This window comes from Rhodococcus sp. NPDC059234 (assembly GCF_042754225.1).
GTDB lineage: Bacteria > Actinomycetota > Actinomycetes > Mycobacteriales > Mycobacteriaceae > Rhodococcus_G.
In genome coordinates this window covers 1-26,424 of record NZ_JBHZAH010000008.1, presented here as the reverse complement: position 1 = coordinate 26,424, position 26,424 = coordinate 1, and the positions used below count along the sequence as shown (strand labels likewise).

Below are 26,424 nucleotides of genomic sequence, written 5' to 3'. Positions count from 1 at the left end.
ACCACAGCTGTCCCGACCACCACGGTCGCCGCGACCACGACTCGACCGACTACTACTCGGCCAACCACGACGACCCGGCCTGCAGGAGTCGTGGTGGTACCGCCCGTCGTGCCGCCTGCGGTGCCACCCGGACCGCCACCGGCCGTGCCCGCACCTCCGGCTGCCGGTGCGCCCGCACCCGGCGCACCCGGCGCACCCGGCGCACCCGGCGCACCCGCAGCACCCGGCTCGCCCGCAGCACCCGGCGCACCCGCAGCACCCGGCGCACCCGCAGCACCCGCAGCGCCCGCAGCACCTGAGGCACCCGCGGCGGACGCACCCGCTGTCGCCCCGGCTCGGTCCGACTCCCCGACGGAGCATGTGGCGGCCGCAGCGCCCCGCGGTCTGCGCGCCTCCTCCAGCAACAGCGGCAGCGGCAGCACCGACGACACCGACACCGTCGAACTGGCCGCGTCGACCCGCCACGGCGGTGACGTCGGTGCCGCGGCAGCCGGCGTGAGTGCCGTCCTCCTGGCTGCGGGCGCAACGGGATTCGCGAGCTTCCGCAGCGCACGCGCCACTCGTACGCGGCTCAATGTCGCCCGGGCCGAGTTCCTGGGGCCCGCTTCCTGATGGCGGCTTCAGACGGCACCACACGTCCGGTGCGCTCGCACCGGCGCGTTCTCGCGGCAGTCGACGCCGTCCTGGACATGGCGGCGCAGACCCACGCCGTCACCATCGAGGACATCGCCCAGGCCCTCGCCGCCTCGCGTCGACGCCCCATCGAGATCGAGATCGCGGACCTCGGCCCCGGTGTGTGGGGGCAGCGCCGGGAGTTCCCCGACCACGACGAGATCGTGCTCGCTCGCAGCCTCCCCAGTATCGACCGCACCCTCGCCCACGAGATCGGACACATCGTCTTCCGGCACCCCGGCGCGGCGATCGCCGAGACCACCCTGGCCGCCGACGACGACCTGATCGCGTACATGCTGAGCCAGCGGGCAGCGAGTTCGTCGGACCTGACTGCCGAGGCGCTGCACGAGTGGGAGGCCGAAGCGTTCGCGGTGCGCCTGTTGCAGAGGCTCGGGCATTTCGAACGCGATCAGAACTGGCGCCCGTTGCTCTGCTACGACGAGGCGCTCGGATGATCACCTGGCTGACAGCCTTCGTCTGCTCGACCGCGGTGGGGGCCCGCATCGGACGGCTGACGGTCCGCCCACCCTCGCTCGCCCGGGTGTCGATCGCGGTCGCGGCCATCGCGGTCACCGCCGCGGCGACGATCCGCACCTCCACCGTCACCGAGGTGCTCGACGGGTGGCGCTCCGGCGCCGCGGCCACCACCTTCGAGATCTGCTGGATCGTGTTCGGTGCGGCCACCGCCCTGATCGCCGCGGCCTCGTTCCCCCGGCTCAGCCGAGGCCCGCAATGGCCGCTCCCTACGGCCTTCGCCGCGGTCGCGATCGCCGTCACCGCGAACGAGCTACGCGGACCCGACCACCACCGCCTCACGGACCTCTTCCTCACCGCGACGTCGGCATTCGCGGTGGTCGCGGGGCTCCGCTACGTGCGCTGGAACCCGCTCGGACGCGCGATCGGACTGTTCTGCGCGGGGAGCATGGTCGTCGCCGGCATCGGCCTCCTCGCGTTGACCGACCCGACCTCGCAGCACCTGGCCCCCGATCTCACGTGGTGGACCGTGGCCATCGTGCTGATCAGCGCGGCGTGTTCGTCCGTGATGATCGAGGCGTGGTGTCGCGCCCAACTCGACCTGCGCCGCACCCGTCGGCTGTGGACCGCGTTGACCACCGCCCACCCCGAACTGCTCGACACCGACTACCGGTCCGCGACCGCCACGCTGACGGCCAGCGACCGCATCTCCCAGATCCTCGACGGGCTCTACCTGCACGCAGGCGCCGGCATGTTCCAGCCCGAACCGACGACACCGCCCGCGGGCCTGCCCGAGCACGCCGCCGCCGTCGCCGAGTGGCTGCACCGCCACGACGCCGAGCCGATCGACCCGGCTTGGCTCGCCGCGCCCGACTCGGTCAGCGACCGTCGATGGATCGGCGCGGTGTGCGCCGCGTACAACTCCCCCGGCCAATCCGGCATCTGAGGTCCGTCGTGCGATAGCGTGCCTCCGGTGAGTGCACGTGGACTGACCCGACAGGCACTGATCGCCGCGGCCGCGATCGCGCTGGTCTGTGCGCCGGTGGCCGCGGCCCAGCCCACGCCCGTGGACCCCTCCGCCGGCACCACCACCAGCGCCCCGTTCACCACCCCGAACACCGACAACTGCCCGCAGCGGAGCGTCCCGCCGAAGGCGATCGACCAGTCCGAGGTGCCGGCGCCGGGCCGACAGGCACCGGCCCCTCTGCCGGTCCCCGACGACCCGGTCGGCGGCAAGCGCCTGGGCGAGTGCGGTGCGATCAGCGCCTCCGGAACACCCCCGCTGCCGGCCGACATCTCCGCGACCGGCTGGGTGCTCGCCGACCTCGACTCCGGCAAGGTCATCGCCGCCAAGGACCCGCACGGTCGGTACCGGCCCGCCAGCACCATCAAGATGTTGCTCGCGCTGGTCGCACTCGACGAGCTGGACCTCGACAAGACCGTCGTCGCCACCGCCGACGACGCCAACGCCGAGGGCAGCGCCGTGGGGCTCGGCAAGAACGGGCGCTACACCAATCGCCAGCTCTTCCAGGGGCTGGTGATGGCGTCGGGCAACGATGCCGCCCACGCGATCGCCGTGCAGCTGGGCGGCCTCGACGCCGCCGTCGCGAAGATGAACGCCCGCGCCCGCGCGCTCGGCGCCCTCGACACCCGGGCCGCGACGCCCTCCGGACTGGACGGGCCGGGGATGTCCAGTTCCGCCTACGATCTCGCCGTCATCTTCCGGGCGGCCATGCACAACAAGACTTTTGCGGACCTGGTCCACACCGAGACGGTCCAGTTCCCCGGATTCCCGAAGGACCCGACCAACCCGGACGACGTGGACCATCCGCCGTTCACGCTGTCGAACGACAACAAGCTGCTCTACAACTACGACGGCGCTCTCGGAGGCAAGACCGGGTACACCGACGACGCCCGTCAGACCTTCGCCGGGGCCGCGGAGAAGGGCGGGCGCAGGCTCGCGGTCACCCTGATGGCCGGCGACGTCAAGCCGATCCGGCCGTGGGAGCAGGCCGCCCGACTGCTCGACTACGGCTTCGCCCTGCCCGCCTCGACCTCCGTGGGCACGCTGGTCGAACCGGACGGCGACGCCGCGGCGGAGGTGACCCTCGCCGCGCCGCCGGACGAGCAGTCCCAACGTGCGACCGGGGCGGTGAGTGCGTCGGCGGCGAACTCCGGCGCCGGTAACCGGGTGTCCGGTACGACGGTCGCGTTGATCGGCGGCATCGTCATCGGCGTGCTGCTGCTCGCCGCGCGCCGACTGCAGCGTCGCCACCGCTGACCGCGGCCGACGCCCTCCCTCGGCTCAGCGGCGGTCCCGCCGCCGCCGGAAGAACCCGCCGAGACCGAGCGCCGCGACCGCACCCGCACCGACGAGGGCGAGCGCCTCGGCCGCGCTGGGACCCTTCGGCGGCGGCGCGGTGATCTCGATGACCGCGGGATCCGGCGGCGGAACATAGGCCTGACGAACGTTCTCCCGCGCCGTCGCGGCCCACGCGGTGGAGAAGAGCACGAGGCGGGCCGTGAAGTAGACGAACACGAGCAGACCGATGATGGGACCGAACGCTGAGCCGGCCGGTCCGCTGGTGACGGCCCTGAGGTAGATCGCGCCGAGCCGCTTGAACACCTCGAATCCGATCGCGGCGAACAGCGCGGCGCGGGCCGCGCTGCGCACCGTGATCGGCTCGCGGGGCAGTCGCGCGATGACCCAGACGAACAGCGCCCAGGTGGCCGCGATCGCCAGCAGGGAGGACAACACCTGCACGGCGGTCTGCACCCACCCGAGGTGGTCGATGCCCAACCATTCCAGCACCGTGCGGGTGACACCGCCGTCCGCGAGCACGGACAGTCCGATCGACACCACGACCGCGAGCAGCAGACCGACCAGCTTGGTCAGGTCGACGAGCTTCGTGCGTACGAAGCCGGTGCTCGGATGGCGCTGGTCCCACATCGCGCTCAGGGCCTCGCGCAGGTTCGCCATCCACCCGAGACCCGAGTAGGCGGCAACGACCAGACCGAGGACACCCACCGTCCTGCGCGCGGCGATCGCCGAGTCGATCAGCTGGTTGATCTGGACGCCGAGCTCCCCCGGCATCGCCTTGCTGATCGAGTCGTGGATGGTCGTGAGCAGCTCGGGGTGCTCCACCAGCACGAAGCCGGTGACGGCGAACGCAACCATCAGCAGCGGGAACAGCGCGAACACACTGAAATACGTGATCCCGGCGGCGAAGTAGTCGCCCTTCTGCTGCTGATAGCGCCCGCCGGCCCGAACCATGTGGTCCAGCCACGGGCGTGCCGCACGTTGACGCTCGAGAAACGCCATCAGGTCCGGCACCGACGGTTCACCCCTTCTGCGGAAGGAAACCCACCTTGTCATACACGGTGGCCAGCGTCCGGGAGGAGACCTCACGCGCCCGCTCCGCGCCCGCGTCGAGGATGCGGTCCAGCTCGGCCGGATCGGCGAGGTAGCCGTCCACCTTCGCCTTGAGCGGGGTCACGAACTCGACGAGGACGTCCGCGGTGTCGGACTTCAGGTCGCCGTAGCCCTTGCCCTCGTAGCCCCGCACCAGATCCTCGACACTCCGGCCGGACAGCGCCGACTGGATGGTCAGCAGGTTGCTCACGCCCGGCTTGGCCTCGCGGTCGAAGCGGATCTCGCGCTCGTTGTCGGTGACCGCGGACTTGATGCGCTTGGCGGAGACCTTCGGGTCGTCGAGCAAGTTGATCAGCCCGGCCTCCGAGGCAGCGGACTTGCTCATCTTCGACGTCGGATCCTGCAGGTCGTAGATCTTGGAGGTGCCCTTGATCATCTGCGCCTCCGGGATCACGAACGACTTGCCGAAGCGGGTGTTGAACCGCTGCGCCAGGTCGCGTGCCATCTCGAGGTGCTGGCGCTGGTCCTCGCCGACCGGCACCCGCTGCGGGCGGTAGAGCAGGATGTCGGCGGCCATCAGCACCGGGTAGGTGAACAGGCCGACGGTCGCGGCCTCGGTGCCCTGCTTGGCCGACTTGTCCTTGAACTGGGTCATCCGGCTCGCCTCACCGAATCCGGTGATGCAGTTGAGCACCCACGCGAGCTGAGCGTGCTCGGGCACCTGGCTCTGCACGAACAGCGTGGACTTGGCCGGGTCGATGCCAAGGGCGAGCAGCTGCGCGGCGGCCACCTTCGTGCGCTTGCGCAGCTCCTTCGGGTCCTGCGGGACGGTGATCGCGTGCAGGTCGGGGATGAAGTAGAAGGCGTCGAACTCGTCCTGCAGCGGCACCCACTGGGCCAGCGCGCCGAGGTAGTTGCCGAGGTGGAACGAGTCCGCGGTCGGCTGGATGCCGGAGAGCACCCGGTGCCGGGTGGTGGGAGCGGAGGGCGCGGAACCAGGTGCAGACGATTCGGGACTCGACATGGCACCGATCCTTTCATGCCTCCAGGTGGGCCGGACCGCCGCGGGTGCCAGGCCAGCGTCGCGCCAGATCGCCTGCCGCACCAGCCTCCGCCTGCAGGATCAGCCGGACGTCGGCGTCGTCGAGAGCCTCGGCGAACCAGCCCAGCTCGCCCGGCGCGGAGGCGAGCAGGGCGTCGCCGTCGCGGACCACGACCACCAGCCCGCGCGAGTCCCCGAGCCAGTCCGGGCTGTCGCGCAGACACTCGTCGAAGGCATCCTTGTTGCCGCCGAAGTAGTACGGGAACTGCAGGGCCGCCGCGAACTCGTCGAACACCGCGGCGACGGTCGGCATCTTCGTACCGCGCACCAGACGTGCGGTGTAGCCGGCCCGGGTCAGCGCGAGCGCCGCGTTGTCAGCGGCGCGCGCGATGCCGGGCAGTACGCCGGCCGTGCGGGTGGGGTCGGTGGCGAACTCGGTGAGCGTGGTCATCAGCGCATCCTCGCGAAGCTGGTGTAGTGGTCGGCGGTGTACCAGGCCGACCCGTTGCTACCGGTGACTATCCGCTCCGCGTCGCGGGTCTCGCCGCGTTTCTTCGGGTTCACGTCCCATTCCCGGTAACTGACCTTGACTCCGCCCGGGTCCGTACGCGGCAGGGTGCCGTCGCGGTTCTGCCAGGTGTCGCCGCCCTTGGTTCCCGGGGCGTTCGCCGAGCCGGGCCAGCGACCGGCGTCGACCTCTGCGAGCGTGGCCCAGGCCGCCTGGGTGATCGCCGCGGGAACGACGCCCCGCGGTCCCGCGGTCACCGGCGCCGCGGTTCGGCTGGCCGGACCGGCCGAGGTGGCCGCGGAAGCAGGCGCGGACCCGGTCACGGCGGTTGCCGATGTGCTCGTCGTTGCGGACCCCGACGCGTCCTCCGCCGTGTACGGACCGCCCAACACATAGGCCAGCACGCCCACCAGCACGGCCAGCAACACCCCGACGACGACGCGCGAGCGCGTCCCCAGCCGGCTCATCGGTACTGCACCGTCACCGGTGCGTGATCCGACCAGCGCCGGTCGTAGGACTCGGCGCGCTCGACCACCGCCTCCTTCGCCCGTTCGGCGAGCGCCGCGGTGCACACCTGGTAATCGATGCGCCAGCCGGAGTCGTTGTCGAACGCCTTGCCGCGGTAGGACCACCAGCTGTACGGACCCGGCAGGTCGGGATGCAGCTCACGCACGACGTCGACCCAGCCGAACTCGCCGAACACCGAACCCATCCACGCGCGTTCGTTCGGCAGGAACCCGGAGTTCTTCGTATTCCCCTTGTGGTTCTTCAGGTCCAGCTCGGTGTGCGCGATGTTCCAGTCCCCGCACACCACCACGTGCCGGTCGGCGGCGAGCGCCGCCGCAGCCGTCGCGGCGAGGTGGCGGCCGAACGAGTCGAGGAAGCGTTCCTTCTCCTCCTGCCGCGGAGTGCCTGCCTCGCCGGACGGCAGGTAGAGGCTCGCGACGGTCAGCTCGCCGAAGTCGGCTTCCAGGTACCGGCCCGCGTCGAGGAACTCGTCGTCGCCGTGACCGACGCGGACCGCCTCGGCGGGCCTGCGCGAGAGCACGGCGACGCCGTTGCGGCCCTTCGCCGACGGCTCGGCCGAGGCGAGGTGCCAGCCTCCGTCCAGAGCCGGCGCCAGCGTGGCCCGCAGCTGCTTGTCGTCGGCCCGCGTCTCCTGCAAGCAGATCACGTCCGCCTCGGTGGCGTCGATCCACTCGAGCAGCCCCTTCTTCGCTGCAGCGCGGACCCCGTTGACATTGACAGTCGTGATGATGTGCGGCACGGCAGGAACCGTATCCGACCGACCCGACACATCCCCCGTCGCTTCGCTCGCCGACACATCCCCCGTCGCTTCGCTCGCCCGGCAGTCGCGGCGCGCTACCGCAGTGTCCTGGCGAGTTCCGCGACGCCGCCCTGCCCGTCCACCCAGTCCTTGAACTCCTTCAGCCCGGCGTCACGGCTGACGACCGGCCGATAACCGAAGTCGCGCTCGGCGGCGCCGGTGTCGAAGGTCGCGCTGCGGGTGAGCAGGGCGACCACGTACCGCGACAGGGGCGGCGACCAACGCTGGGCGACGTACGGTATCCGCCAGATCGCCTCGCTGACGCCCACGGCCGCGGCGAGCACCCGCGGGTTCGGCCGCCGGCTCGGGGGCGCGAACCCGAACAGCCGCGAGACCTCCCCCACGAAGTCCCACACGTCGGTCCGCTCGGCGTCGGCAACGTAGTACGCACGGCCGCCGACCCGGTCCGACGCCGCGGCCCGCACACACGCGTCGACGATGTTGTCGACGTGACACAGCGACGTGTACACCGTCGCGCCGCCGGACAGATCCGGCAGCGCACCCCGGGACGCCTTGGCGAGCAGCCGGACGATCGGGCCGGACCGGTCCCCCGCGCCCCAGATCGCACGCGGGCGCAACGCACACGTGGTCAGGTCCCGACCGTTCGCCGCGAGCACCCGCCGCTCGGCCGCCGCCTTGGTCTCGGAGTACAGGTTCAGGTACCGCACCGGGTACGGCATCGACTCGTCGACGTCGATCTGGTCGCCACCGTCGTACTCCATCAGGGCGCTCGGGCTGGAGACGAACACGAATCGGGACGTCCCGCTGCGACGAGCAGCGTCGATCAGGTCCACCGTCGCCTGCACGTTCTCGGTCCAGAACTGTTCGCGGACACCGCGTTCGTCGACCCGCGCGGCGCTGTGGAACACCACGTCCACGTCGCGGGTCGCCGCACGCAGCGACTCCCGGTCGGAGAGGTCCCCGTAGACCAGCGTCAGCCGGGAGGTGTCACCGAGATCGCGCAGGTCACTTGTGGGCCGAACCAGCACCGACACGTCCATCTCGCCGTCCGCGAGCAGTCGCCGCGTCAACGCCCCGCCGAGGAATCCGCTCGCCCCGGTCACCAGTGCCCTCACCGCACCCCTCCTGTCATCGCTGAGTCTTCCACCAGGTCGCACCGAGAAGCATCGTCATCGCGACGACCTTGCCGTCCGAATGCCCCAGTCGGCGACCGTGTTTCAGCGCCATCGGGACCTGCGCCGCGTGCGCACCGACGCTCAGCGCGACATCCGTCCACCACAGGACACGCAACGTCCTGCCCTCGAACGGACGAAACAGGCCGATCGCCAGGAACAGCCAGCCCAGCACCGGAACCGTCCGCAGCAGCAGCACGCGGGTGCCCGTCATCGGCCCGCCTTCGCCAGTTGCCGCCCAGCCCACACCGACAACTGCTCACGGCCGATCTTCGCGTTGTGACGGATGTCGACCGGGAATCCCGGATGGAACAGGAAGAACTCGACGCGCTCGGTGACGTGACTCTGTGCGCCCAGTTCGCGCAGTTCGCGCTCGATCCTGGCTCGCTCGCCGGCCCGGACGCCCGGTTGCAGTTCCACGCACAGCACCGGACGTCGGTCGTCGTCGCGACCGACGCCGACGAGCGCGGTACGCGCCACGTCGGGAACGGCGTTGAAGATCTGTTCGCACTGCACGGTGAACAGGGTTCCGTCGGCCGTCCGCACCCGCTGACTCTTGCGTCCGCAGAACCAGATTCGGCCGGCCTCGTCGATCCAGCCGAGGTCGCCGGTGCGGTGCCAGACCCGGTCCCCGTCGCGAATCTTCCCGAGTGCGTTCGCCTCGGCGGGCCAGTGGTAGCTGGTACTGACATTGGGTCCGGCCACCACGATCTCGCCGATGCCGCCCGCCGCCACGCCCTCCGCGGAGCGGTCCGGAACGGGACCGTCCGTGATCGCGATGATCCGCGCCTGCAACCCCGTTGCGGGGCGGCCGAGGCAGGTCCCGGCGCCCGCCTGGGTTCGACCGACGAGCTCGCCGAGGAGTTCGCGGGATTCGATCGCCGACATCGGCAACGCCTCGGTCGAGCCGTACCCCGCCGACACCTCACCGTCCTCGGGCAGCATCTCGCGCAGGCCGGCGATCGCGTCGTGCGGAACCGGTGCGCCGCCGGAGAACACCGACCGCACCGACGACAGCGCGACGGCGTGCTCGCGCCCGTACCGCACCAGCGGCACCAGCACGGCGGGCGAGGCGAACAGCGTTCGCACCTCGAACCGGTCGATCGCGTCGACCACGTGGGCCGGGTCCACCTCGCCGACCCGGCCCGGGGTGATCGGCGGGAGCACGCACCGCGACCCCAGCATCAGGTCGAGCACCCCGAAGATCGGCAGCGTGATCAGCGAGGTGCCCGGCGGCACCCGGTCGCGGGCCTCGTCGACCTGCTCGAGCATGGCGGCGAGGTTTCCGTGGGTGAGGTTGACCGCCTTCGCCGGGCCGGTGCTCCCGGTCGTGAAGGCGATCATCATCACCTCGTCGTCGGGTGCGGCGGGCGTCGACGCGACCGGGCGGTCCGGGGTGCGCCCCCACGACCGCAGGCTGTGCCCTCCCCAGGCGCGGCGCCCGACGGTCACCGTCACCCGCACCGTGGCGAAGGTGCGGCGGAAGGCCAGACGAAGCAGGTGCGCCTTCGGTATCCCCACGAATGCCTGCGGCGCCACCGACTTCAGGCACCGCAGCATCGGGCGCAGACCCATTCCCGGATCGATCACCACCGGCACCGCGGACACCTTGAGCAGCCCGAACATGATCGCGTAGAACTCCGGCCCCGGGGTCACCAGCAGCAGCGTGCGCATGCCCCGGCCGATCCCGCAGTCCTCGAAACGCTGCGCGAGCAGATCGGACCACTCGTCGAGTTCGCGGTACGACAGTCGCTCGTATCGCGGTGCACCCGAGTCGGTTCCGCCGACCGAATGGATCACCGCCTCGCGGCCGGGGTGCTCCGCCGCGATAGTGCGGAGCCGCTCGACGGAGCCGCAGTGTGCCCGTGGTGGTGCCGTCGTCACTGCGGCGGCGCCAACCGGTAGACGACGGCGGCGGCGCTCGGCCCCGCCCCCGCGGCGACGAACAGGACGCGGTCGTAGCCGGCGAGCAACGCGTCCTCGGCGGCGTGGTGGTATGCCACCGTGAGCGCCGCGGTGTGCGCGTCGCCCTGCACCTCGCCGCTGCCGATCACCGAGTCACCGGGCAGTCCGAGCCGCCCGGCGAGCAGCGCGCCGAACCCCTCGGTGGGCCGCGAGCAGATCAACGCCGTCCGGCGGGGATCCGTGTCGGCACCCATCGCCGAGGTCGCGGCCGAGGTCGCCACCTCGAGGAGTCGTTGCTCGAAACCTTCCTCGCGCACCACGTGGACGAGGGAGCGGCCGTGCACCCCCATCGTCGACATGTCCGCGAAGCCCTCGGTGGCGGGGGATCCTTCGGACTCCGCGACCGCGACCGGACCGAAGCCCTCCGGTCCGTCCGTCTTCTCGAGCAGCAACGCCGCACCGGCCGTCACGAACGGGAAGTCCGCGGCCGGACGGCGCCGCTGCAGTGACGGATGCGTGTCGCCCGAGACTACGAGAACGTGCTCGGCACTGTCGGTTTCGAGCAGGGCGGTGGCCACCTGCACTGCGTTGAGCACACCGCAGGCGCCGTTCATCAGGTCGAAGGAGAACGATCGGGCGACGCCGTCCGGGTACTCCAGCCCGATTCCCGCTTCCCGCTGAATCAGCGCGGCAATGGACGGTTCGAACAGGTTCGAGTCGCGGTAGATGCCGGTGTTGACCAGCACCCCGACCTGCTGGGCCTCGATGCCCGCGGCCGCCATCGCGGCCCGCGCCGCGCGGGCCGAGTGCTCGATGATGCTGGTGGTCACGGCGGGAACACTCACGCCGGTGGACTTGATGGCGATACCCATGACGAGTCAGACCTCCAGGGACGAAATCGTGGCGGACACGTAGCCGGTGACGATGCCGGAGGCGGCCGGGACCATCAGGATCTTCGACCCCTTGGGTACCGCCTTGTCCTTCAGGTGGTCGTGCAGGACGACGAAGTGGGACGTGCTCGAGGTGTTGCCGTACTTCTCCACCACATTGAGCGGCGGCGGCATCGGCGTCTCGAACTCACGCTCCCCCAGCGCGTTCAGCATCAGCACCGCCGAGGCGCCGAACTGGTGGTGGATGACGAAGTCGAACTCCTCGTCGGCGAAGGTGCGCCCGCGCGCGGCGAGGAACTCCTTCTGCGCGTTCGTCCACAGCAGGAATCGGGACTCGTTGTGCATCTTGCGGTTGTCGGTGTACAGCGCGATGCCGGCGGTCCTGTCGCTCGGCATACCCAGGCACAGGTTCGAGTACTCGGAGGCCGTCATCATCTCGATGTAGTCGATCTTGTCGTCGTCGTCGACGGCGCGGTCGAGCACCACCGCCGCGCCCGAATCGCCGACGGACAGTGAGGCGAATTGCAGGTCGTACTTCTCCGAGATCTCGCTGACCGCGGTCGACGAGATCGGGGTGATGTGCTCGCCGCTGACCACGAGACCGGTGCGCGCCGCACCGGAACGAATCATCCGATCGAGCACGTAGACGCCGCTGAGCATGCCGGCGCAGGCATTGGACAGGTCGAACGTCACCGCGCCACGAATGCCCAGTTCCTTGGCCAGCATCGAGGCGAAGGACGGTTCGAGGTACATGGTGTCGCGATTCTTGCTGCGCGAGATCGACGTCGAGATGATCACGTCGATCTCGTCCGCTCGGTAGCGGGACCGGCTCAGCGCGTCCCGGGCGGCGTTGAGCGCCAGGGTGAACGAGTCCTCGTAGCTGTCCGCTCGGGTGTCGGAGACGCGTCGGTCCACGACGCCGGTGACGGCCTCGAAATCGAAGGGCGGCGTCGTGGCGAGCCGGCCGACCAACTCCTTCGTACTCAGGACCGTGCTGGGCAGGTACGTACCTATCGATTCGAACCGGGACTTGGTCACCGTGGCTCCTCTGGGTCTGCCGGCCGATGTGGCCGCGGCGGTCGGGCGAGTGCGGAGATTTCCGGATAGTGCGGGGCGAAGACACCGAGCGCGGTGGCTCGTTCGAAGTTCGGGTGGTCGGAGTGGAGCGCGAGACCGGGCAGCGATCGTGCACCGAAGTAGCCACCGGGGCCGGCGCCGGCGAACGCCGGGACCGGCTCGAGCCGGTCGTCGAGCACCGCCTCGAGGTTCCGGACGAACAGGTTGTGGCACGCGCGTAGTCCGCGCAGCATGACGTCCTCGAAACGGTCGTCGGGGTCGATCGCGAACGGTTCCGTGTCGAGTACCGGACCGGTGTCGATGCCCGCGTCGACACCGTGCAGGGTCGCCGCGTACTCCGTTCGACCGTCGAGAATCGCGTGCACGACCGCGACCTGCGGCAGCCCGCGACAGTCGGGCAGCGGACCGTTGTGGACGTTGTAGATCCGCAGGTCCGAGCCGACCAGCCCCGGCCCGAGAATGGCGGGGTTGTTGATCGACCACACCACCTCGTCGGTGCACGCACCGATCAGGACGTCGGTGTGCATGTTGACGTCCGCCACGGACAGGTGCGGCACCGAATCGAGCCCTCGCGGGGGTACCGACCCGAGTGGGGTGCAGACCACGTCCACGACCACGCCGGTGTCGACGGCGTGCCGCACGGCCCGCCACAGCAGCGCCCCACTGCCGACCAGGATCACTGGGACGCGGGCACGCGGGCACGATGTGCCGCCTGCCGAACCCGGCCCAGCGTCAACCGGTGCACGAGATCCTCGAGGTCCGCCACGAACCCGACGTCGTTGCCGGCGCCCACGACCCGCCGCGAGACCTGCGAGAGCATCTCCACCGCGGCCAGCGAATCGCCACCGAGTTCGTAGAAGTCGGTGGCGTCGTCGAGGGTCGACACGTCGACCATCAGGACCGACGCCCAGATCTCGGCAATGTCGTCGACCGGTGCCGAGGCGCCCACCGACCCGGGATCGGCGTGACCTTCCAGGGTCGCCGCATCGAGTTTGCCGTTGGCGGTCAACGGAATGTCCTCGACGACATGGAATTCGGCGGGGATCATGTACGTCGGCAGCGACCGAGACAGGTAGTCACGCAGCGCACCGGCATCCGGCACCGGATCCCCCTCGCGGACCAGGTACGCGACGAGCACGTTGTCGCCGCGATCGGCGCGCCGCACGGGGACCACCGCCACCCGCGCGAGCGCGGGATGGGCCGCGAGGGCGGCCTGCACCTCGCCCGGTTCGACCCGGTTGCCCCTGATCTTGACCTGACTGTCGACGCGGCCGGCGAACTCGAGTTCACCGCCGGGCAGGACACGACCGAGATCGCCTGTGCGGTAGACCCGCTCGCCACCGGGCAGGGTGACGAATCGCCCAGCGGTCAGGTCCGGTCGGTGCAGGTAGCCACGTCCGACCTGCGGCCCGCCGAAGTACAGTTCGCCGATCTCGCCCTCGCGCACCGGACGGCGGGTCGCGTCGAGCACGTGCACCGTCGTGTCCAGGGTGGGTCGACCGATCGGCACCGGCGCCACCCCGCCCGCATCAACGGCCTCGATCTCGCGTGCCGTGCACACGATCGACATCTCCGCGGGCCCATAGCTGTTGAGGAGCCGGCAGTCCGGACCGAACAGCGCGCGGGCGGCGGCGGCCAACGGCTCGTGCAGTGCCTCGCCCCCGATGCTCACCGCGCGCATCTCGGCCGGTTCCAGCCCGAGCCGAACCACCACCTCGAGCAGGCTCGGCGTCACCATGGCCGTGTTCACCGTGAAACCTTCGAAGATCTCGGTCAGCGTGAGGTGATTCACCTCGCCGGGCACGAGAACGACGGCGCCACCCGAGAGCAACGGGAGAAGCAGTGCCGCACAAGCCATGTCGGCGGCCTGAGTGTGATAGTGCGCGAACCGCGTCGCCGGACCCAGCCGGTACAGGTCGGTGACCGCACCCAGCAGGTTCACGATGCCCCGGTGCTCGACCTGGACGCCCTTCGGCCTCCCGGTGGACCCGGAGGTGTAGGTCACGTAGACGACGTCGTCCGGCTCCGCGAGATCGGTTGCGACGACCGACTCGTGGTCGGGACGGGTCGGGATGGCCTCGAGTACCACACCCTCCACCCCGGCCAGCCCGTCCCGCACGGCGAACTCCCGCTCCACGAGGGCGCACCGCACGGCGGCCTCCTCGAGAACACCGCGGATGCGTTCGTCCGGATGGTGCGGGTCCAGGGCGAGAAAGGCCGCTCCCGCCTTGAGGATTCCGAGATGACCCGCGACGGACGCGGGGGTCCGTCGGGCCAGGATCGCGACCAGGTCCCCGCGCCGCACGCCGCGCCCGCGCAGGTCCGCGGCGACCGCATCGGACCACGCGTCGAGCTCGCCGTAGCTCAGCTCGCCCTCGGGTCCGAGCACCGCGGGCGCCTCGGGCGTCGACCGCACGTGTTCCCGGAACACGCTGGTCACGGTCCGGCCGTCGGCCTGCTCGCTCGGCGCGGCGGCGGCGCTCGGCGTCACGTCGGCGCCGAGCGCGTCCTCGATCCGGTCGAGCAGCCGGTCGAGCCGATGCGCGACGCCCGCACCGTTGCGGCAGGACACGGCCAGTTCGGTGCTACCCCCGGATTCCATCACCGTGACCGTCAACGGCACCATGCCGGTGTGCACCGGCAACCCGCTGACTCGGGTGGCGGTGAATCCCGGACAGCTCAGTTCGTCCAGATCGGTCGTCCCCGTGTGGGACACGATGGCCGAGACCAGGTTGTTGCCGGTTCGGGCGCCGAGGAACATGCCGGCCCGGAGGATCGCGCGGGCCGCGGCGGTCGGCATCTTCTGCAGCCCACCGTTGTTCATCTCGGCGAGCTCGCGCGACTCCACCATGCCGCGCAGGAGCCTGGCATGGATGCGGGACCAGCCGTCGCCGGGCACCGAGTCGAGGAACAGCGGCAGCGACAGATTCGCGGTCGACCGCAGCCCGCGGTCGTGCCTGCGAATGTCGACGGGAACCATGACCCGAGTCCGACGGCCGACCGCCTCGGTGATCACCTCGGCGATCCGCGCCACGGCCGCAGGCGTGGTCGACGCGACCGTGCGTCTGCGCCAGAGGAATTCGGGCTCGCCGCACACCGACCTCGTCCGCCCCAGCGGCGAGCGGGACCTCGGGATCATCACCGTGGGTGTGCCGCGGGTGCCGAGCCGCTCGACGAGCGTGTGGTCGGCGATGGTCTCGCGGGCGCCGAGGGGACGCTCACCGCGCAACAATCGGAACACCTCCGTCGCCCACAGGTGCATGCCCTTGCCGTCCATGACGCCGTGAAATGCCCTGAACACGACGGTGTTCGGGGTTCCGGTCAGGAGCAGGACCTCACAGGTCGGGCCGGCGACGGGGTCGAGGGGCCGGGTCAGCAGCGGGTGGTCGTCGAGGTTCTCTCCCGACAGGCAGGCGTCGGCGATCACGTGCACCGGCGGCGCGATCCCGCTGTCCACCCAGTCGTCCCCGCGCCGGACCAGCCGCGCTCCGGGGCAGGCCTGAGCGGCACCGGCGACCGCGACCGCGAGGTCCAGTTCGGTGATCTCGCCGTCACCCTCGACCAGCAACTGAATCGCGAACGGGGGCGCGAGAGTCTGCATGGCCAGGTACAGCCGTTCGGTCGGTGACACCGGCCGGGTGAATACGGGGGATGCCGAAGACAACGTCGCTCCTCGCCTGGTGGATTGGCGAATAGTAACGTGTTCCTACTGTCGGCGCGGGTCGTTCAGACGGACGTGGCCGGGCCCCGACCCGGCACGGCACGTGCGGAACGTCGCTGGAGCAGCACCGCGACGAACAGCACCACCAGGCCCGCGAGCGCCAGCAGCGACCCGACCGCGGCGGGTGCGGCGTACCCGAAACCTGCCGCGATCACCACGCCGCCGATCCACGCGCCGAAGGCGTTGGCGATGTTGAGTGCCGCATGGTTGAGCGAGGCCGCGAGGGTCTGCGCGTCGGCCGCCACGTCCATCAGCCTGGTCTGCAGGGCCGGGACCATCGCGGCACCGGCGAGTCCGATGAGGAACACGAACGCGAGCGCGGTGACGGGGTTGCGCACGGCGACGACGAACAGCGCCAGGATCACCGCCAGCGCGGTCATCGACACCGCCAGGCCCTTCATCAGCGCCCGGTCGGCCAGGTGCCCGCCGACGAGATTGCCGACGACCATGCCGAGTCCGTAGAGCATCAGCGCGACCGGAACGAACGACCGAGGCAGGCCGGACAGGTCGGTGAGGGTGGTGCTGATGTACGAGTAGACCGCGAACATCCCCCCGAAGCCGACCATGCCCATGATCAGTGTCATCCACACCTGCACCCGCCCGAGGGCGCCCAGTTCGGTGACGGGGTTGGTCGTCGGCATCGCGTCGAGCGTCGGTATCCAGGCGACCAGGGAGACGACGGTCGCCAGGCCGATGACCGCGACCAGGGCGAAGGCGCTGCGCCAGCCGAGGCTCTGCCCGAGCCAGGCCGCCACCGGCACCCCGACGACGTTGGCCACCGACAGTCCCATCATGACCATGGCGACGGCCTTGGCCCGTCTGCCTGGTTCGGCGAGGTGCGCGGCGACGAGCGCGGCGACCCCGAAGTACGCCCCGTGCGGCAGGCCCGCAACGAATCGAGCTGCCGTCAGCGTCGCGTACGAGGGTGCGAACACCGAGGCCGCGTTGCCGATCGTGAACGCGACCATGAGCGCGATCAGCAGGGTGCGGCGCGGTACTCGGGCCGTCGCGGCCGCGATCAGCGGGGCCCCGACGACGACGCCGAGCGCGTACGCGGAGATGACGTGGCCGGCAGTCGGCTCGGAGATGCCCAGGCCGGCCGAGATCTCCGGTAGCAGGCCCATCGCGACGAACTCGGTGGTGCCGATCCCGAATCCGCCGAGCGCGAGAGCGAGCATCGCGGGTCGGCGGGCAGCGCTCGCCGGCCCGGACGTGCGGGCGGCGGGGAGAGTCGGCGAAGCCACTCGTCGATTCTCCGCGCGTGAACGGCCGAAACTCCAAGCGAGCGGCGGTGACATCGCTCACCCGGACGCGAGGCGGGGCGCCCCGGATGTCCGGGACGCCCCTCCTCGCGGTGCAGCGGTCGGTGCTACTTGGCCGCGTGCGCCTTCTGCAGGTTCTCGTCGAGCGCGCCGAGGAACTCCTCGGTGGTCAGGTAGCCCTGGTCCCCGCCGACGAGCAGCGCGAGGTCCTTGGTCATCTGGCCGCCCTCGACGGTCTTGATGACGACGTCCTCGAGCTGCTGCGCGAAGTTGATCACCTCGGGGGTGTTGTCCAGCTTGCCGCGGTGCTCGAGACCCCGGGTCCACGCGAAGATCGACGCGATCGGGTTCGTCGAGGTGGGCTTGCCCTGCTGATGCTGACGGTAGTGGCGCGTGACGGTGCCGTGCGCGGCCTCCGCCTCGACCGTGCGGCCGTCCGGGGTCATCAGCACGGAGGTCATCAGGCCCAGCGAGCCGTAGCCCTGCGCGACGGTGTCGGACTGGACGTCGCCGTCGTAGTTCTTGCAGGCCCAGACGTAGCCACCCTCCCACTTGAGCGAGGAGGCGACCATGTCGTCGATGAGGCGGTGCTCGTAGGTCAGACCCGCGGCGTCGAACTCGGCCTTGAACTCTTCCTCGAAGATCCGCTGGAACTCATCCTTGAACATGCCGTCGTAGGCCTTGAGGATGGTGTTCTTGGTCGAGAGGTACACCGGGTAGTTCTGCTGCAGGCCGTAGGCCAGCGACGCACGCGCGAAGTCCTGGATGGACTTCTTGTAGTTGTACATCCCCATGACGACGCCGCCGTCCTCGGGAATCTTGCACACCTCGTGCTGGATCGGCTCGGAGCCGTCCTCCGGGGTGTACGTGATGGTGACGGTGCCGGCGCCGGGGACCTTGAAGTCGGTGGCGCGGTACTGGTCGCCGAAGGCGTGACGTCCGACGATCACCGGCTTGGTCCAGCCGGGAACCAGACGCGGCACGTTGGAGATCAGGATCGGCGCGCGGAAGATCGTTCCGCCGAGGATGTTGCGGATGGTGCCGTTGGGCGACCGCCACATCTTCTTCAGGCCGAACTCCTCGACGCGAGCCTCGTCCGGCGTGATGGTCGCGCACTTGACGCCGACGCCGTGCTGCTTGATGGCGTTCGCGGCGTCGATCGTGACCTGGTCGTCGGTCTTGTCGCGGTATTCGATACCGAGGTCGTAGTACTCGAGGTTCACATCGAGGTACGGATGGATCAGTTTGTCCTTGATGAACTGCCAGATAATGCGTGTCATCTCGTCGCCGTCGAGCTCGACGACGGTACCCTCAACCTTGATCTTGGACATGTGTACTTCGCGTCCTCCTAGGAAGTTTCCCCTGGTCACACGGTCTACGGTCGCACTTTGTGGGCGGACCGCAAACGACTCATCAGTAAACCTATACAACGCGCGCAAACCCGAGGTTTCCGCACTAAACAAGACGAGCGTACTGCTAGCGCCCCCGCCCGCGACGCGTGCCCCAGAGGGACGGACATCCTACTGTCCGGTAACTTTCAGGGGTTCGGCCCCCACCGCTCCGGCCCCCGACCCGCAGGCGGAGCGCAACGGAGAGTATGCGACACGTCACACACTAGCGGTTCCCTACGCGGGCCGACCACGGCCGACGGCCGATCCACCGCGCGGTCAGCGCACGACGACCGTCCCGCGCATGTCCGGGTGGAACGTGCACAGGTACTGGTAGGTGCCGGGCTGGGTGAAGGTGAAGCTGAAGGTGCCCTCCTTCATCGGCGCGCTGTGCAGCACCGACTTCGCGTCGCCGACACCGACCACGTCGTGCGGGGTGCCGCGGTCGTCGAACTTCCACGTCACCGTCTCGCCCGCAGCGACGGTGATCGTGTTCGGCGTGAACGCCATGTGCGCGACCTCGACCACCGCTCCGGACGCCGGCGCGGACGTACTGGACGTCGACGAACTACTGCACCCCGAAACACCGGCGGCCACAACGATTCCGGCGACGAGCACCCGCGCGGCTGTCTTCATCGCTCCAGCGTAGGCCATCGACGACCCGCTCCGACTGCCGCGAGCGGTCGAGAAACGGCGGTCAGGCGACCCGGTCCGCCGGGACGGGTTCGGGCGACGCGGAGAGCCGCGGCCGGAGGAACCGGCGGTACGCGAGGGCAAGGATCGCCAGCCACACCGCGCCGACGACGAGCGCCACGCGGGTGTCGGCGTCGAAGGCGAGCACCACGACCACGAACCCGAGAAAGCCAAGGGCGACCAGCTGCCCGTACGGCCACAGCGGCACCGGGAACTTCAGTGCAGCGGCCTCGTCGGCACTCATCCGTCGACGGGCCCGGTACTGCGACAGCAGGATCATCACCCAGACGAAGACGGTCGCGAACGTGGCGATCGACGCGATGACCAGGAACACGCTCTCCGGGATCAGGTAGTTGAGCAGCACCGCGACCAGCATCGCCACCGTCATCACGACCACCGTCAGCCACGGCACACCGGCGCGGGAGACCCTCGTCATCGCCGCGGGGGCCTGACCCCGCTGAGCCATGCCGTACATCATCCGGCCGGCGCCGAAGATGTCGCTGTTGATCGCCGACAGCGCGGCGGTGATGACGACGACGTTGAGGACGCTCGCGGCCGGACCGATCCCGAGTCCCTCGAAGATCTGCACGAACGGGCTGCCCTCGGTGCCGATGGTCTGCCACGGGCTGATCGCCATGATCACCGCGAGGGTCGCGACGTAGAACAGCATGATCCGCAGCGGCACGGTGTTCACCGCGCGCGGGATCGTGCGGGCCGGGTCCTCCGCCTCGCCCGCGGTGATCCCGATGATCTCGGTGCCGCCGAACGCGAACACCACGATCGCGAAGCAGGCCACGAACCCGCCGAACCCGGTTGCGAAGAATCCCCCGTCGGCCCATAGGTTGCTGACCGCCGGCTCGGTGTCGTGCACGCCGAATCCGAAGATCAGGATCGCCACGCCTGCCGCGATCATCGCCACGATCGCACCCACCTTGACGAGGGTGAACCAGAACTCGAGTTCCCCGAACACCTTGACGCTCAACAGGTTCAGTGCGCCGATGAAGAACACGATGGCCAGCACCCAGATCCACCGCGGCACGTCGGGGAACCAGAACCCCATGTAGACGCCGAACGCGGTGACGTCCGCCAGGCACACCACGATCATCTCGAACGTGTACGTCCAGCCGGTGAGGAAACCGGCGAGCGGGCCGAGGTGCCTGCCGGCGTACTCGCCAAACGAGCCGGACACCGGATTGCGCACCGCCATCTCACCGAGCGAGCGCAGCACGAGGTACACCGCGGCGCCGCCGATCACGTACGCGAGCAGGACCGCAGGTCCCGCCTTCTGGATCGCTCCGGCCGAGCCGTAGAACAGCCCGGTGCCGATCGCCGAGCCGAGGGCGATGAATCGGATGTGTCGGGCGGTCAGACCCCGGGTCAGCGCCGTGGCGGCGTCTTTCACTGTGGGTCTCCCAGCCGGACGATCAAACGTTCAATGTGCGCCGAGCAGTGTAGTGCTGTAATGCAGGTCACACGAGGTCGAGCGGAGTTTCGGCTGTCTGCCGACGTTCGGTACCGGGGGCCAACTGTCCGCCGACGCGACCGGTGCCGCTAAGATCGGCGCCAGGTCATGAGTGTCAGCGTCAAGCCCCGGCTCGCTGGCCGGCAACCCTCCATCCGCGGTGGGGTGCCCCGGGTGATGACCTGGTTTTCCGAACGACAGTTCGGATGACAAGCGCGGGTCCGCTGGGACGGACCCACAAACAGGGCCACGACCCGACGGAGGTTCACCATGTGTTGTTGTCGCAGATAGTCCTCATCTGTCATTCGGCGCCTCCGATGCGCCACACTCCCCCACTCTCACTGGAGTAGACGACCCATGAGCGAGAACACCCCTGCCTCGGCCGATCCGACCTCGAGCTGGAGCTTCGAGACCAAGCAGATCCACGCCGGTCAGACCTCGGACGCGACCACCAAGGCGCGTGCGCTTCCGATCTACCAGACCACGTCGTACACCTTCGACAACACCGATCACGCCGCGGCGCTGTTCGGTCTCGCCGAGCCGGGCAACATCTACACCCGGATCATGAACCCGACCCAGGACGCGGTCGAGCAGCGGATCGCGGCACTCGAGGGCGGCGTCGCGGCGCTGCTGCTGTCGTCCGGCCAGGCCGCGTCGACGTTCGCCATCCTGAACCTGGCGGAGGCGGGCGACCACATCGTGGCGAGCCCGCGTCTGTACGGCGGCACGTACAACCTCTTCAACTACACGCTGCCCAAGCTGGGCATCACCGTCGAGTTCGTCGAGGACCCGGACGACCTCGAGCAGTGGCGGTCGGCGATCAAGCCGAACACCAGGGCGTTCTTCGGCGAGACCATCTCCAACCCGCGCAACGACGTGCTCGACCTTCCCGGGATCTCGGCGGTCGCGCACGAGAACGGCATTCCGCTGATCGTCGACAACACGGTCGCGACGCCCTACCTGATCCAGCCGCTCTCGCACGGGGCCGACATCGTGGTGCACTCGGCCACGAAGTACCTCGGCGGCCACGGCACCGCGATCGCGGGCGTCATCGTCGACGGCGGAACGTTCGACTGGACGCAGGGCCGGCACCCGAACTTCACCACCCCGGACGCCAGCTACCACGGCGTCGTGTTCGCGGACCTCGGCGCGCCCGCCTACGCACTCAAGGCGCGCGTGCAGCTGCTCCGCGACGTCGGGGCCGCGGTGTCCCCGTTCAACGCGTTCCTCATCAGCCAGGGCATCGAGACCCTGAGCCTGCGTGTCGAGCGGCACGTGGCGAATGCGCAGCGGGTCGCCGAGTTCCTCGAGGCGCGGCCGGACGTCACCGCGGTGGCCTACGCGGGCCTGCCGAGTTCGCCGTGGCACGAGCGCGCGCGACAGATCGCACCGAAGGGCGCGGGCGCGATCGTGGCGTTCGAGCTGGCGGGTGGCGCCGAGGCGGGAAAGAAGTTCGTCAACGCCCTGACCCTGCACAGTCACGTCGCTAACATCGGCGATGTGCGTTCTCTCGTGATCCACCCCGCCTCGACCACCCACGCGCAGCTGTCCCCCGAGGAGCAGCTCGCGTCCGGTGTCACGCCCGGGCTCGTCCGGCTGGCCGTGGGCATCGAAGGAATCGACGACATCCTGGCCGACCTCGAGACCGGCTTCGCGGCGGCTGCGTCTTGACCCTCAGCTCCGTATCGGGCGCCCGTCCGGCCGGGACTCCTGAAGGATTCCCGACGCCGGACGGGCGGCTGACGAGCGTCCCGGTCGGTCCCGTGACGCTCGAGAACGGCGCCGTCATCGATGACGTCGTTCTCGCCGTGCAGGCCTGGGGCGAGCTCAGCCCCACCCGCGACAACGTCGTGCTCGTCGAGCACGCACTGACCGGGGACTCCCACGTCACCGGTCCCGCCGACAGCGATCACCCCTCCCCCGGATGGTGGGACGGAATGATCGGCCCGGGCGCTCCGATCGACACCAACGAGTGGTGCGTGCTCGCCACCAACGTGCTCGGCGGTTGCCGCGGCAGCACCGGGCCGGCGTCCCTGGACGCCGAGGGACGCCCGTGGGGTTCGCGGTTCCCGGAGATCTCCATCCGCGACCAGGTCGCGGCCGAGGTCGCACTGGCCGACACCCTCGGCATCGAGCGGATCGCCTCGGTGATCGGCGGATCGATGGGCGGCATGCGGGCACTCGAGTGGATCGTCGAGCATCCCGACCGAGTCGCCTCCGCCCTGATCCTGGCTGTCGGCGCTCGGGCCACGGCCGATCAGATCGGCACCCAGACCACCCAGATCGCCGCGATCGAGGCCGACCCGGACTGGCAGGGCGGCGACTACCACGGCACCGGGCGAGCACCACGGACCGGGCTGGCCATCGCCCGCCGGATCGCGCACCTGACCTATCGCACCGAGGACGAGCTGGACGCGCGGTTCGCGAACTCCTCGCAGCACGGCGAAGACCCGTGGCGGGGCGGCCGGTACGCGGTGCAGAGCTACCTCGAGCACCAGGCCGACAAGTTGGTCGCGCGCTTCGACCCCGGCACCTACGTGCTGCTCACCGAGGCGATGAATCGGCACGACGTCGGTCGCGGACGGGGCGGAGTCGAGGCCGCGCTGGCGTCGACGCCGGTCCCGGTGATCGTCGGCGGCGTCGACTCCGACCGTCTGTACCCGCTGTGGCAGCAGGAAGAGCTGGCGACTCATCTCGCGGGCTCGGGTCCGGTGCGGGTGGTGCACTCGAAGGACGGCCACGACGGTTTCCTCACCGAGGCCGACTGGGTCACCAGCCTGCTCGGGGACACCATGGCTCTGGCCAGGGCCGGGCGCTCGGGCCCGGCCGCGCGGTTCCGCCCGGCTTCGGAACGGCGCTGATTCGTCGGCGTGTTCGACCGGCACGCCGGTCGATGTCCCCCGTTCGACGGATACCGGATCGGTAAGCTCGGTGGCGTGCCGTCGCCCGTGATCCGTCCCGACTCGACACTCGATTCTCGACCCGACGGCGGAGGGCCTGACCCGGCTCGAGCGCTCCCCTTCCCTCCGACCGACGGTCGCCTGACCACCGCCGACATCGGTTCGCTGCGGCTCGAGAGCGGCGAGGTCCTGCCCGACGTCACCCTCGCCCTGCAGTGCTGGGGCACCCCGAGTCCCGCCCTCGACAACATCGTGCTGGTCGAGCACGCCCTGACCGGCGACTCCCACGTCACCGGCCCTGCCGGACCCGAGCACATCGCCCCCGGCTGGTGGAACGGGATGGTCGGTCCCGGCGCACCCATCGACACCGACGAGTGGTGCGTGCTCGCCGCCAACGTGCTCGGCGGATGCAGCGGCACAACCGGGCCCACCTCCCCGGCTCCGGACGGGCGCCCGTGGGGTTCGCGATTCCCGGCCATCTCGGTCCGCGACCAGGTCGCGGCGGAGGTCGCGCTGGCCGACGCGCTCGGGATCGCGCGGTTCGCATCGGTGGTCGGAGGGTCGATGGGCGGCATGCGTACCCTCGAGTGGATCGTCGGGCACCCCGACCGGGTCCGCTCGGCCCTGGTCCTGGCCGTCGGGGCCTGCGCGACCGCGGACCAGATCGGCGCCCAGACGACCCAGGTCGCGGCCATCACCACCGACCCGCACTGGCAGGGCGGCGACTACCACGACACCGACCGGACCCCGGACGACGGTCTGCGCATCGCCCGCCGGATCGCCCACCTGTCCTACCGCGCCGAGTCGGGCCTGGACGCCAGCTTCCGGAACTCCCCGCAGTCGGGTGAGAACCCCAGAGACGGCGGCCGCTACGCGGTGCAGAGCTACCTCGAGTACCAGGCGGACAAGCTGGTGTCGCGCTTCGACCCGGGCACCTACGTGGTGCTGACCGAGGCCATCAACCGGCACGACGTCGGTCGCGGCCGCGGCGGAGTGGCGGCCGCCCTGGCCTCGACGCCCGTCCCGGTGATCGTCGGAGCCGTCGATTCGGACCGGCTGTTCCCGCTGCGCCAGCTCGAGGAGGTCGCGCAGCACCTGCAGGGATGCGACGGGCTGCGGCTGGTCAAGTCCACGGACGGGCACGACGGCTTCCTCACCGAGGTCGCGTGGGTCACCTCGCTCCTCGGGGAGACCATGGCCCTGGCCAGGTCCGGCCAGGGCGGCGCCTGAGCCGGCCCCCGTCCCGGTGGGCGGGACGTGGCGTCCAGTTGCGGGCGATCAGGTAGGTACGGTAACGATTCGGCGGTGAAGCGCCGATACATAACTTTTCGATTACGCACCGCGACTGCGCGCACGCGTTCTAACATCCTGGACATGCGTTCACAAGTGAACCACCCCACGACCTCAATCGAACTGCTTCCCCGTGAGGAGATCACGCCCGCGTCATACACGCGGGCCGTCGACGCGTTTCCGCCGACCGACGGACGCCTGACGCAAATCGACATCGGCGCGCTCCGGCTCGAGAGCGGCGAGGTCCTGCCCGACGTCACCGTCGCCGTGCAGTGTTGGGGCACCCCCACCCCCGAGATGGACAACATCGTGCTCGTCGAGCACGCACTGACCGGAGACTCGCACGTCTTCGGCCCCGCCGACGACGAGCACATCACCCCCGGCTGGTGGAACGGCATGGTCGGGCCGGGAGAGCCGCTCGACACCAACGAGTGGTGCGTGCTGGCGACCAACGTGCTCGGCGGGTGCCGTGGCACCACCGGCCCCAGCTCGCCTGCCCCCGACGGAAAGCCCTGGGGCTCGCGCTTCCCGATGATCTCCATCCGCGACCAGGTCGAGGCGGAGGCTGCGGTCGCCGACAAGCTGGGTATCACGCGATTCGCCTCCGTCGTCGGCGGTTCGATGGGCGGCATGCGCGTGCTGGAATGGATGGTCAGCCACCCGGACCGGATCGCGTCGGCCCTCGCGCTGGCAGTGGGTCCCCGGTCGACCGCGGACCAGATCGGCGGCCAGACCACCCAGATCGACGCCATCACCGCCGACCCGAACTGGCAGGGCGGGGACTACTACGGCACCGGCCGGACCCCGGACACCGGACTGAGCATCGCCCGTCGGTTCGCGCACCTGTCCTACCGCGGGGAGGTGGCCCTGGACACCCAGTTCCAGAACGTCCCGCAGAAGGGCGAGGATCTGTGGCGCGGCGGCCGGTTCGCAGTGCAGAGCTACCTCGAGTACCACGCGAACAAGCTGGTCTCGATCTTCGACGCGGGCAGCTACGTGGCCCTCAGCGAGGCCGTCACCCTGTACGACGTCGGCCGCGGGCGCGGTGGGCTCGAGGCCGCGCTGACCTCGACCCACGTCCCGGTGGTCGTCGGTGCCATCGACTCCGACCGGATCATGCCGCTGCGGCACCTCGAGGAGATGGCCGAACTGCTGCCGGGCTGCGACGGTCTGCGGGTGGTGCATTCCGCGGCCGGCCACGACGGCTTCCTCACCGAGGTCGCCTGGGTGACCTCGCTGCTGGGCGAGACCCTGGAACTGGCCAAGGCGAACCGGATGAGTTCCGTCACGGTGTGAGACTCCGGTGC

25 protein-coding genes and 1 riboswitch are annotated in these 26,424 nt (G+C 70.1%); of the genes, 8 read left to right on the top strand and 17 right to left on the bottom strand.

Annotated elements, in window-relative coordinates; all coding sequences use genetic code 11:
- Positions 1-52 precede the first annotated feature (52 nt).
- Positions 53-295 carry a hypothetical protein gene (locus ACFXGJ_RS03285; protein WP_378616440.1) on the bottom strand — a complete coding sequence of 81 codons (243 nt, stop codon included), beginning with the start codon at positions 293-295 and terminating at the stop codon, positions 53-55.
- A gap of 65 nt (positions 296-360) precedes the next feature.
- Here ACFXGJ_RS03285 and ACFXGJ_RS03280 point away from each other — a divergent pair, with 65 nt between their 5' ends.
- Genes ACFXGJ_RS03280 through ACFXGJ_RS03265 form a run of 4 tightly spaced genes read left to right on the top strand, consistent with a single transcriptional unit; the run spans position 361 to position 3,427 of the window.
- A complete protein-coding gene (locus ACFXGJ_RS03280; RefSeq protein ID WP_378616438.1) occupies positions 361-612 on the top strand; it encodes a hypothetical protein in 252 nt (83 codons plus the stop codon).
- The gene (locus tag ACFXGJ_RS03275; RefSeq protein ID WP_378616436.1) at positions 612-1,127 is read left to right on the top strand and encodes a hypothetical protein; all 516 of its coding nucleotides are present in this window, start codon (positions 612-614) and stop codon (positions 1,125-1,127) included. The genes ACFXGJ_RS03280 and ACFXGJ_RS03275 overlap by 1 nt, the downstream gene beginning before the upstream one ends.
- On the top strand, positions 1,124-2,092 hold the full coding sequence (locus tag ACFXGJ_RS03270) for a hypothetical protein (RefSeq protein WP_378616434.1): 969 nt from the start codon (positions 1,124-1,126) through the stop codon (positions 2,090-2,092). Before ACFXGJ_RS03275 ends, ACFXGJ_RS03270 begins: the two co-directional genes overlap by 4 nt.
- Positions 2,093-2,110: 18 nt before the next feature.
- Positions 2,111-3,427, top strand: coding sequence for a D-alanyl-D-alanine carboxypeptidase family protein (locus tag ACFXGJ_RS03265; protein WP_378616432.1), 1,317 nt, complete (start codon positions 2,111-2,113; stop codon positions 3,425-3,427).
- A gap of 24 nt (positions 3,428-3,451) precedes the next feature.
- Here ACFXGJ_RS03265 and yhjD read toward each other — a convergent pair whose 3' ends face one another.
- From yhjD to ACFXGJ_RS03185, 16 genes are all read right to left on the bottom strand, one after another.
- On the bottom strand, positions 3,452-4,480 hold the full coding sequence (gene yhjD / locus ACFXGJ_RS03260) for an inner membrane protein YhjD (RefSeq protein ID WP_378616430.1): 1,029 nt from the start codon (positions 4,478-4,480) through the stop codon (positions 3,452-3,454).
- A gap of 7 nt (positions 4,481-4,487) precedes the next feature.
- A complete protein-coding gene (gene trpS, locus ACFXGJ_RS03255) occupies positions 4,488-5,543 on the bottom strand; it encodes a tryptophan--tRNA ligase (protein WP_378616428.1) in 1,056 nt (351 codons plus the stop codon).
- Positions 5,544-5,556: 13 nt separating this feature from the next.
- Positions 5,557-6,012, bottom strand: coding sequence for a barstar family protein (locus ACFXGJ_RS03250; protein ID WP_378616426.1), 456 nt, complete (start codon positions 6,010-6,012; stop codon positions 5,557-5,559).
- Complete coding sequence (locus ACFXGJ_RS03245) at positions 6,012-6,536, bottom strand: ribonuclease domain-containing protein (RefSeq protein ID WP_378616424.1); 525 nt, start codon at positions 6,534-6,536, stop codon at positions 6,012-6,014. Before ACFXGJ_RS03245 ends, ACFXGJ_RS03250 begins: the two co-directional genes overlap by 1 nt.
- Positions 6,533-7,336 carry an exodeoxyribonuclease III gene (locus ACFXGJ_RS03240; RefSeq protein WP_378616422.1) on the bottom strand — a complete coding sequence of 268 codons (804 nt, stop codon included), beginning with the start codon at positions 7,334-7,336 and terminating at the stop codon, positions 6,533-6,535. Before ACFXGJ_RS03240 ends, ACFXGJ_RS03245 begins: the two co-directional genes overlap by 4 nt.
- A 95-nt stretch (positions 7,337-7,431) precedes the next feature.
- Positions 7,432-8,472, bottom strand: coding sequence for an NAD-dependent epimerase/dehydratase family protein (locus ACFXGJ_RS03235; protein WP_378616420.1), 1,041 nt, complete (start codon positions 8,470-8,472; stop codon positions 7,432-7,434).
- A gap of 13 nt (positions 8,473-8,485) precedes the next feature.
- Positions 8,486-8,743, bottom strand: a complete 258-nt coding sequence (locus tag ACFXGJ_RS03230; RefSeq protein WP_378616418.1) for a hypothetical protein — start codon at positions 8,741-8,743, stop codon at positions 8,486-8,488.
- Positions 8,740-10,413 (bottom strand): fatty acid CoA ligase family protein, encoded by a 1,674-nt coding sequence (locus ACFXGJ_RS03225; RefSeq protein ID WP_378616416.1) that lies wholly within the window; start codon positions 10,411-10,413, stop codon positions 8,740-8,742. The genes ACFXGJ_RS03230 and ACFXGJ_RS03225 overlap by 4 nt, the downstream gene beginning before the upstream one ends.
- Complete coding sequence (locus ACFXGJ_RS03220) at positions 10,410-11,306, bottom strand: hypothetical protein (protein WP_378616414.1); 897 nt, start codon at positions 11,304-11,306, stop codon at positions 10,410-10,412. Before ACFXGJ_RS03220 ends, ACFXGJ_RS03225 begins: the two co-directional genes overlap by 4 nt.
- Before the next feature lie 6 nt (positions 11,307-11,312).
- Entirely contained in the window at positions 11,313-12,362 is a 1,050-nt protein-coding gene (locus ACFXGJ_RS03215) for a 3-oxoacyl-ACP synthase III family protein (RefSeq protein WP_378616412.1), read from the bottom strand.
- Positions 12,359-13,081 carry a formyltransferase family protein gene (locus tag ACFXGJ_RS03210; protein WP_378616410.1) on the bottom strand — a complete coding sequence of 241 codons (723 nt, stop codon included), beginning with the start codon at positions 13,079-13,081 and terminating at the stop codon, positions 12,359-12,361. The genes ACFXGJ_RS03215 and ACFXGJ_RS03210 overlap by 4 nt, the downstream gene beginning before the upstream one ends.
- Positions 13,078-16,065: a non-ribosomal peptide synthetase gene (locus ACFXGJ_RS03205; RefSeq protein WP_378616408.1), complete on the bottom strand. Its 2,988-nt coding sequence runs from the start codon at positions 16,063-16,065 to the stop codon at positions 13,078-13,080. Before ACFXGJ_RS03205 ends, ACFXGJ_RS03210 begins: the two co-directional genes overlap by 4 nt.
- 62 nt (positions 16,066-16,127) lie before the next feature.
- Positions 16,128-17,300, bottom strand: a complete 1,173-nt coding sequence (locus ACFXGJ_RS03200; protein ID WP_378616553.1) for an MFS transporter — start codon at positions 17,298-17,300, stop codon at positions 16,128-16,130.
- 191 nt (positions 17,301-17,491) lie between these two features.
- Entirely contained in the window at positions 17,492-18,715 is a 1,224-nt protein-coding gene (locus ACFXGJ_RS03195) for an NADP-dependent isocitrate dehydrogenase (protein WP_378616406.1), read from the bottom strand.
- Between the two features lie 336 nt (positions 18,716-19,051).
- Positions 19,052-19,408, bottom strand: coding sequence for a cupredoxin domain-containing protein (locus ACFXGJ_RS03190; RefSeq protein WP_378616404.1), 357 nt, complete (start codon positions 19,406-19,408; stop codon positions 19,052-19,054).
- Positions 19,409-19,469: 61 nt separating this feature from the next.
- Positions 19,470-20,867 (bottom strand): amino acid permease, encoded by a 1,398-nt coding sequence (locus tag ACFXGJ_RS03185; RefSeq protein ID WP_378616402.1) that lies wholly within the window; start codon positions 20,865-20,867, stop codon positions 19,470-19,472.
- A 164-nt stretch (positions 20,868-21,031) separates the two neighbouring features.
- A riboswitch (SAM riboswitch) is annotated at positions 21,032-21,149 on the top strand.
- 135 nt (positions 21,150-21,284) lie between these two features.
- Here ACFXGJ_RS03185 and ACFXGJ_RS03180 point away from each other — a divergent pair.
- The 4 genes from ACFXGJ_RS03180 to ACFXGJ_RS03165 all read left to right on the top strand — a co-directional run bounded on the left by ACFXGJ_RS03180 (position 21,285) and on the right by ACFXGJ_RS03165 (position 26,413).
- The gene (locus tag ACFXGJ_RS03180) at positions 21,285-22,598 is read left to right on the top strand and encodes a bifunctional o-acetylhomoserine/o-acetylserine sulfhydrylase (RefSeq protein WP_378616400.1); all 1,314 of its coding nucleotides are present in this window, start codon (positions 21,285-21,287) and stop codon (positions 22,596-22,598) included.
- A gap of 68 nt (positions 22,599-22,666) precedes the next feature.
- A complete protein-coding gene (locus ACFXGJ_RS03175) occupies positions 22,667-23,788 on the top strand; it encodes a homoserine O-acetyltransferase (RefSeq protein ID WP_378616551.1) in 1,122 nt (373 codons plus the stop codon).
- A gap of 180 nt (positions 23,789-23,968) precedes the next feature.
- Complete coding sequence (locus ACFXGJ_RS03170; protein ID WP_378616549.1) at positions 23,969-25,057, top strand: homoserine O-acetyltransferase; 1,089 nt, start codon at positions 23,969-23,971, stop codon at positions 25,055-25,057.
- 144 nt (positions 25,058-25,201) lie between these two features.
- A complete protein-coding gene (locus ACFXGJ_RS03165) occupies positions 25,202-26,413 on the top strand; it encodes a homoserine O-acetyltransferase (RefSeq protein ID WP_378616398.1) in 1,212 nt (403 codons plus the stop codon).
- Positions 26,414-26,424: the final 11 nt, after the last annotated feature.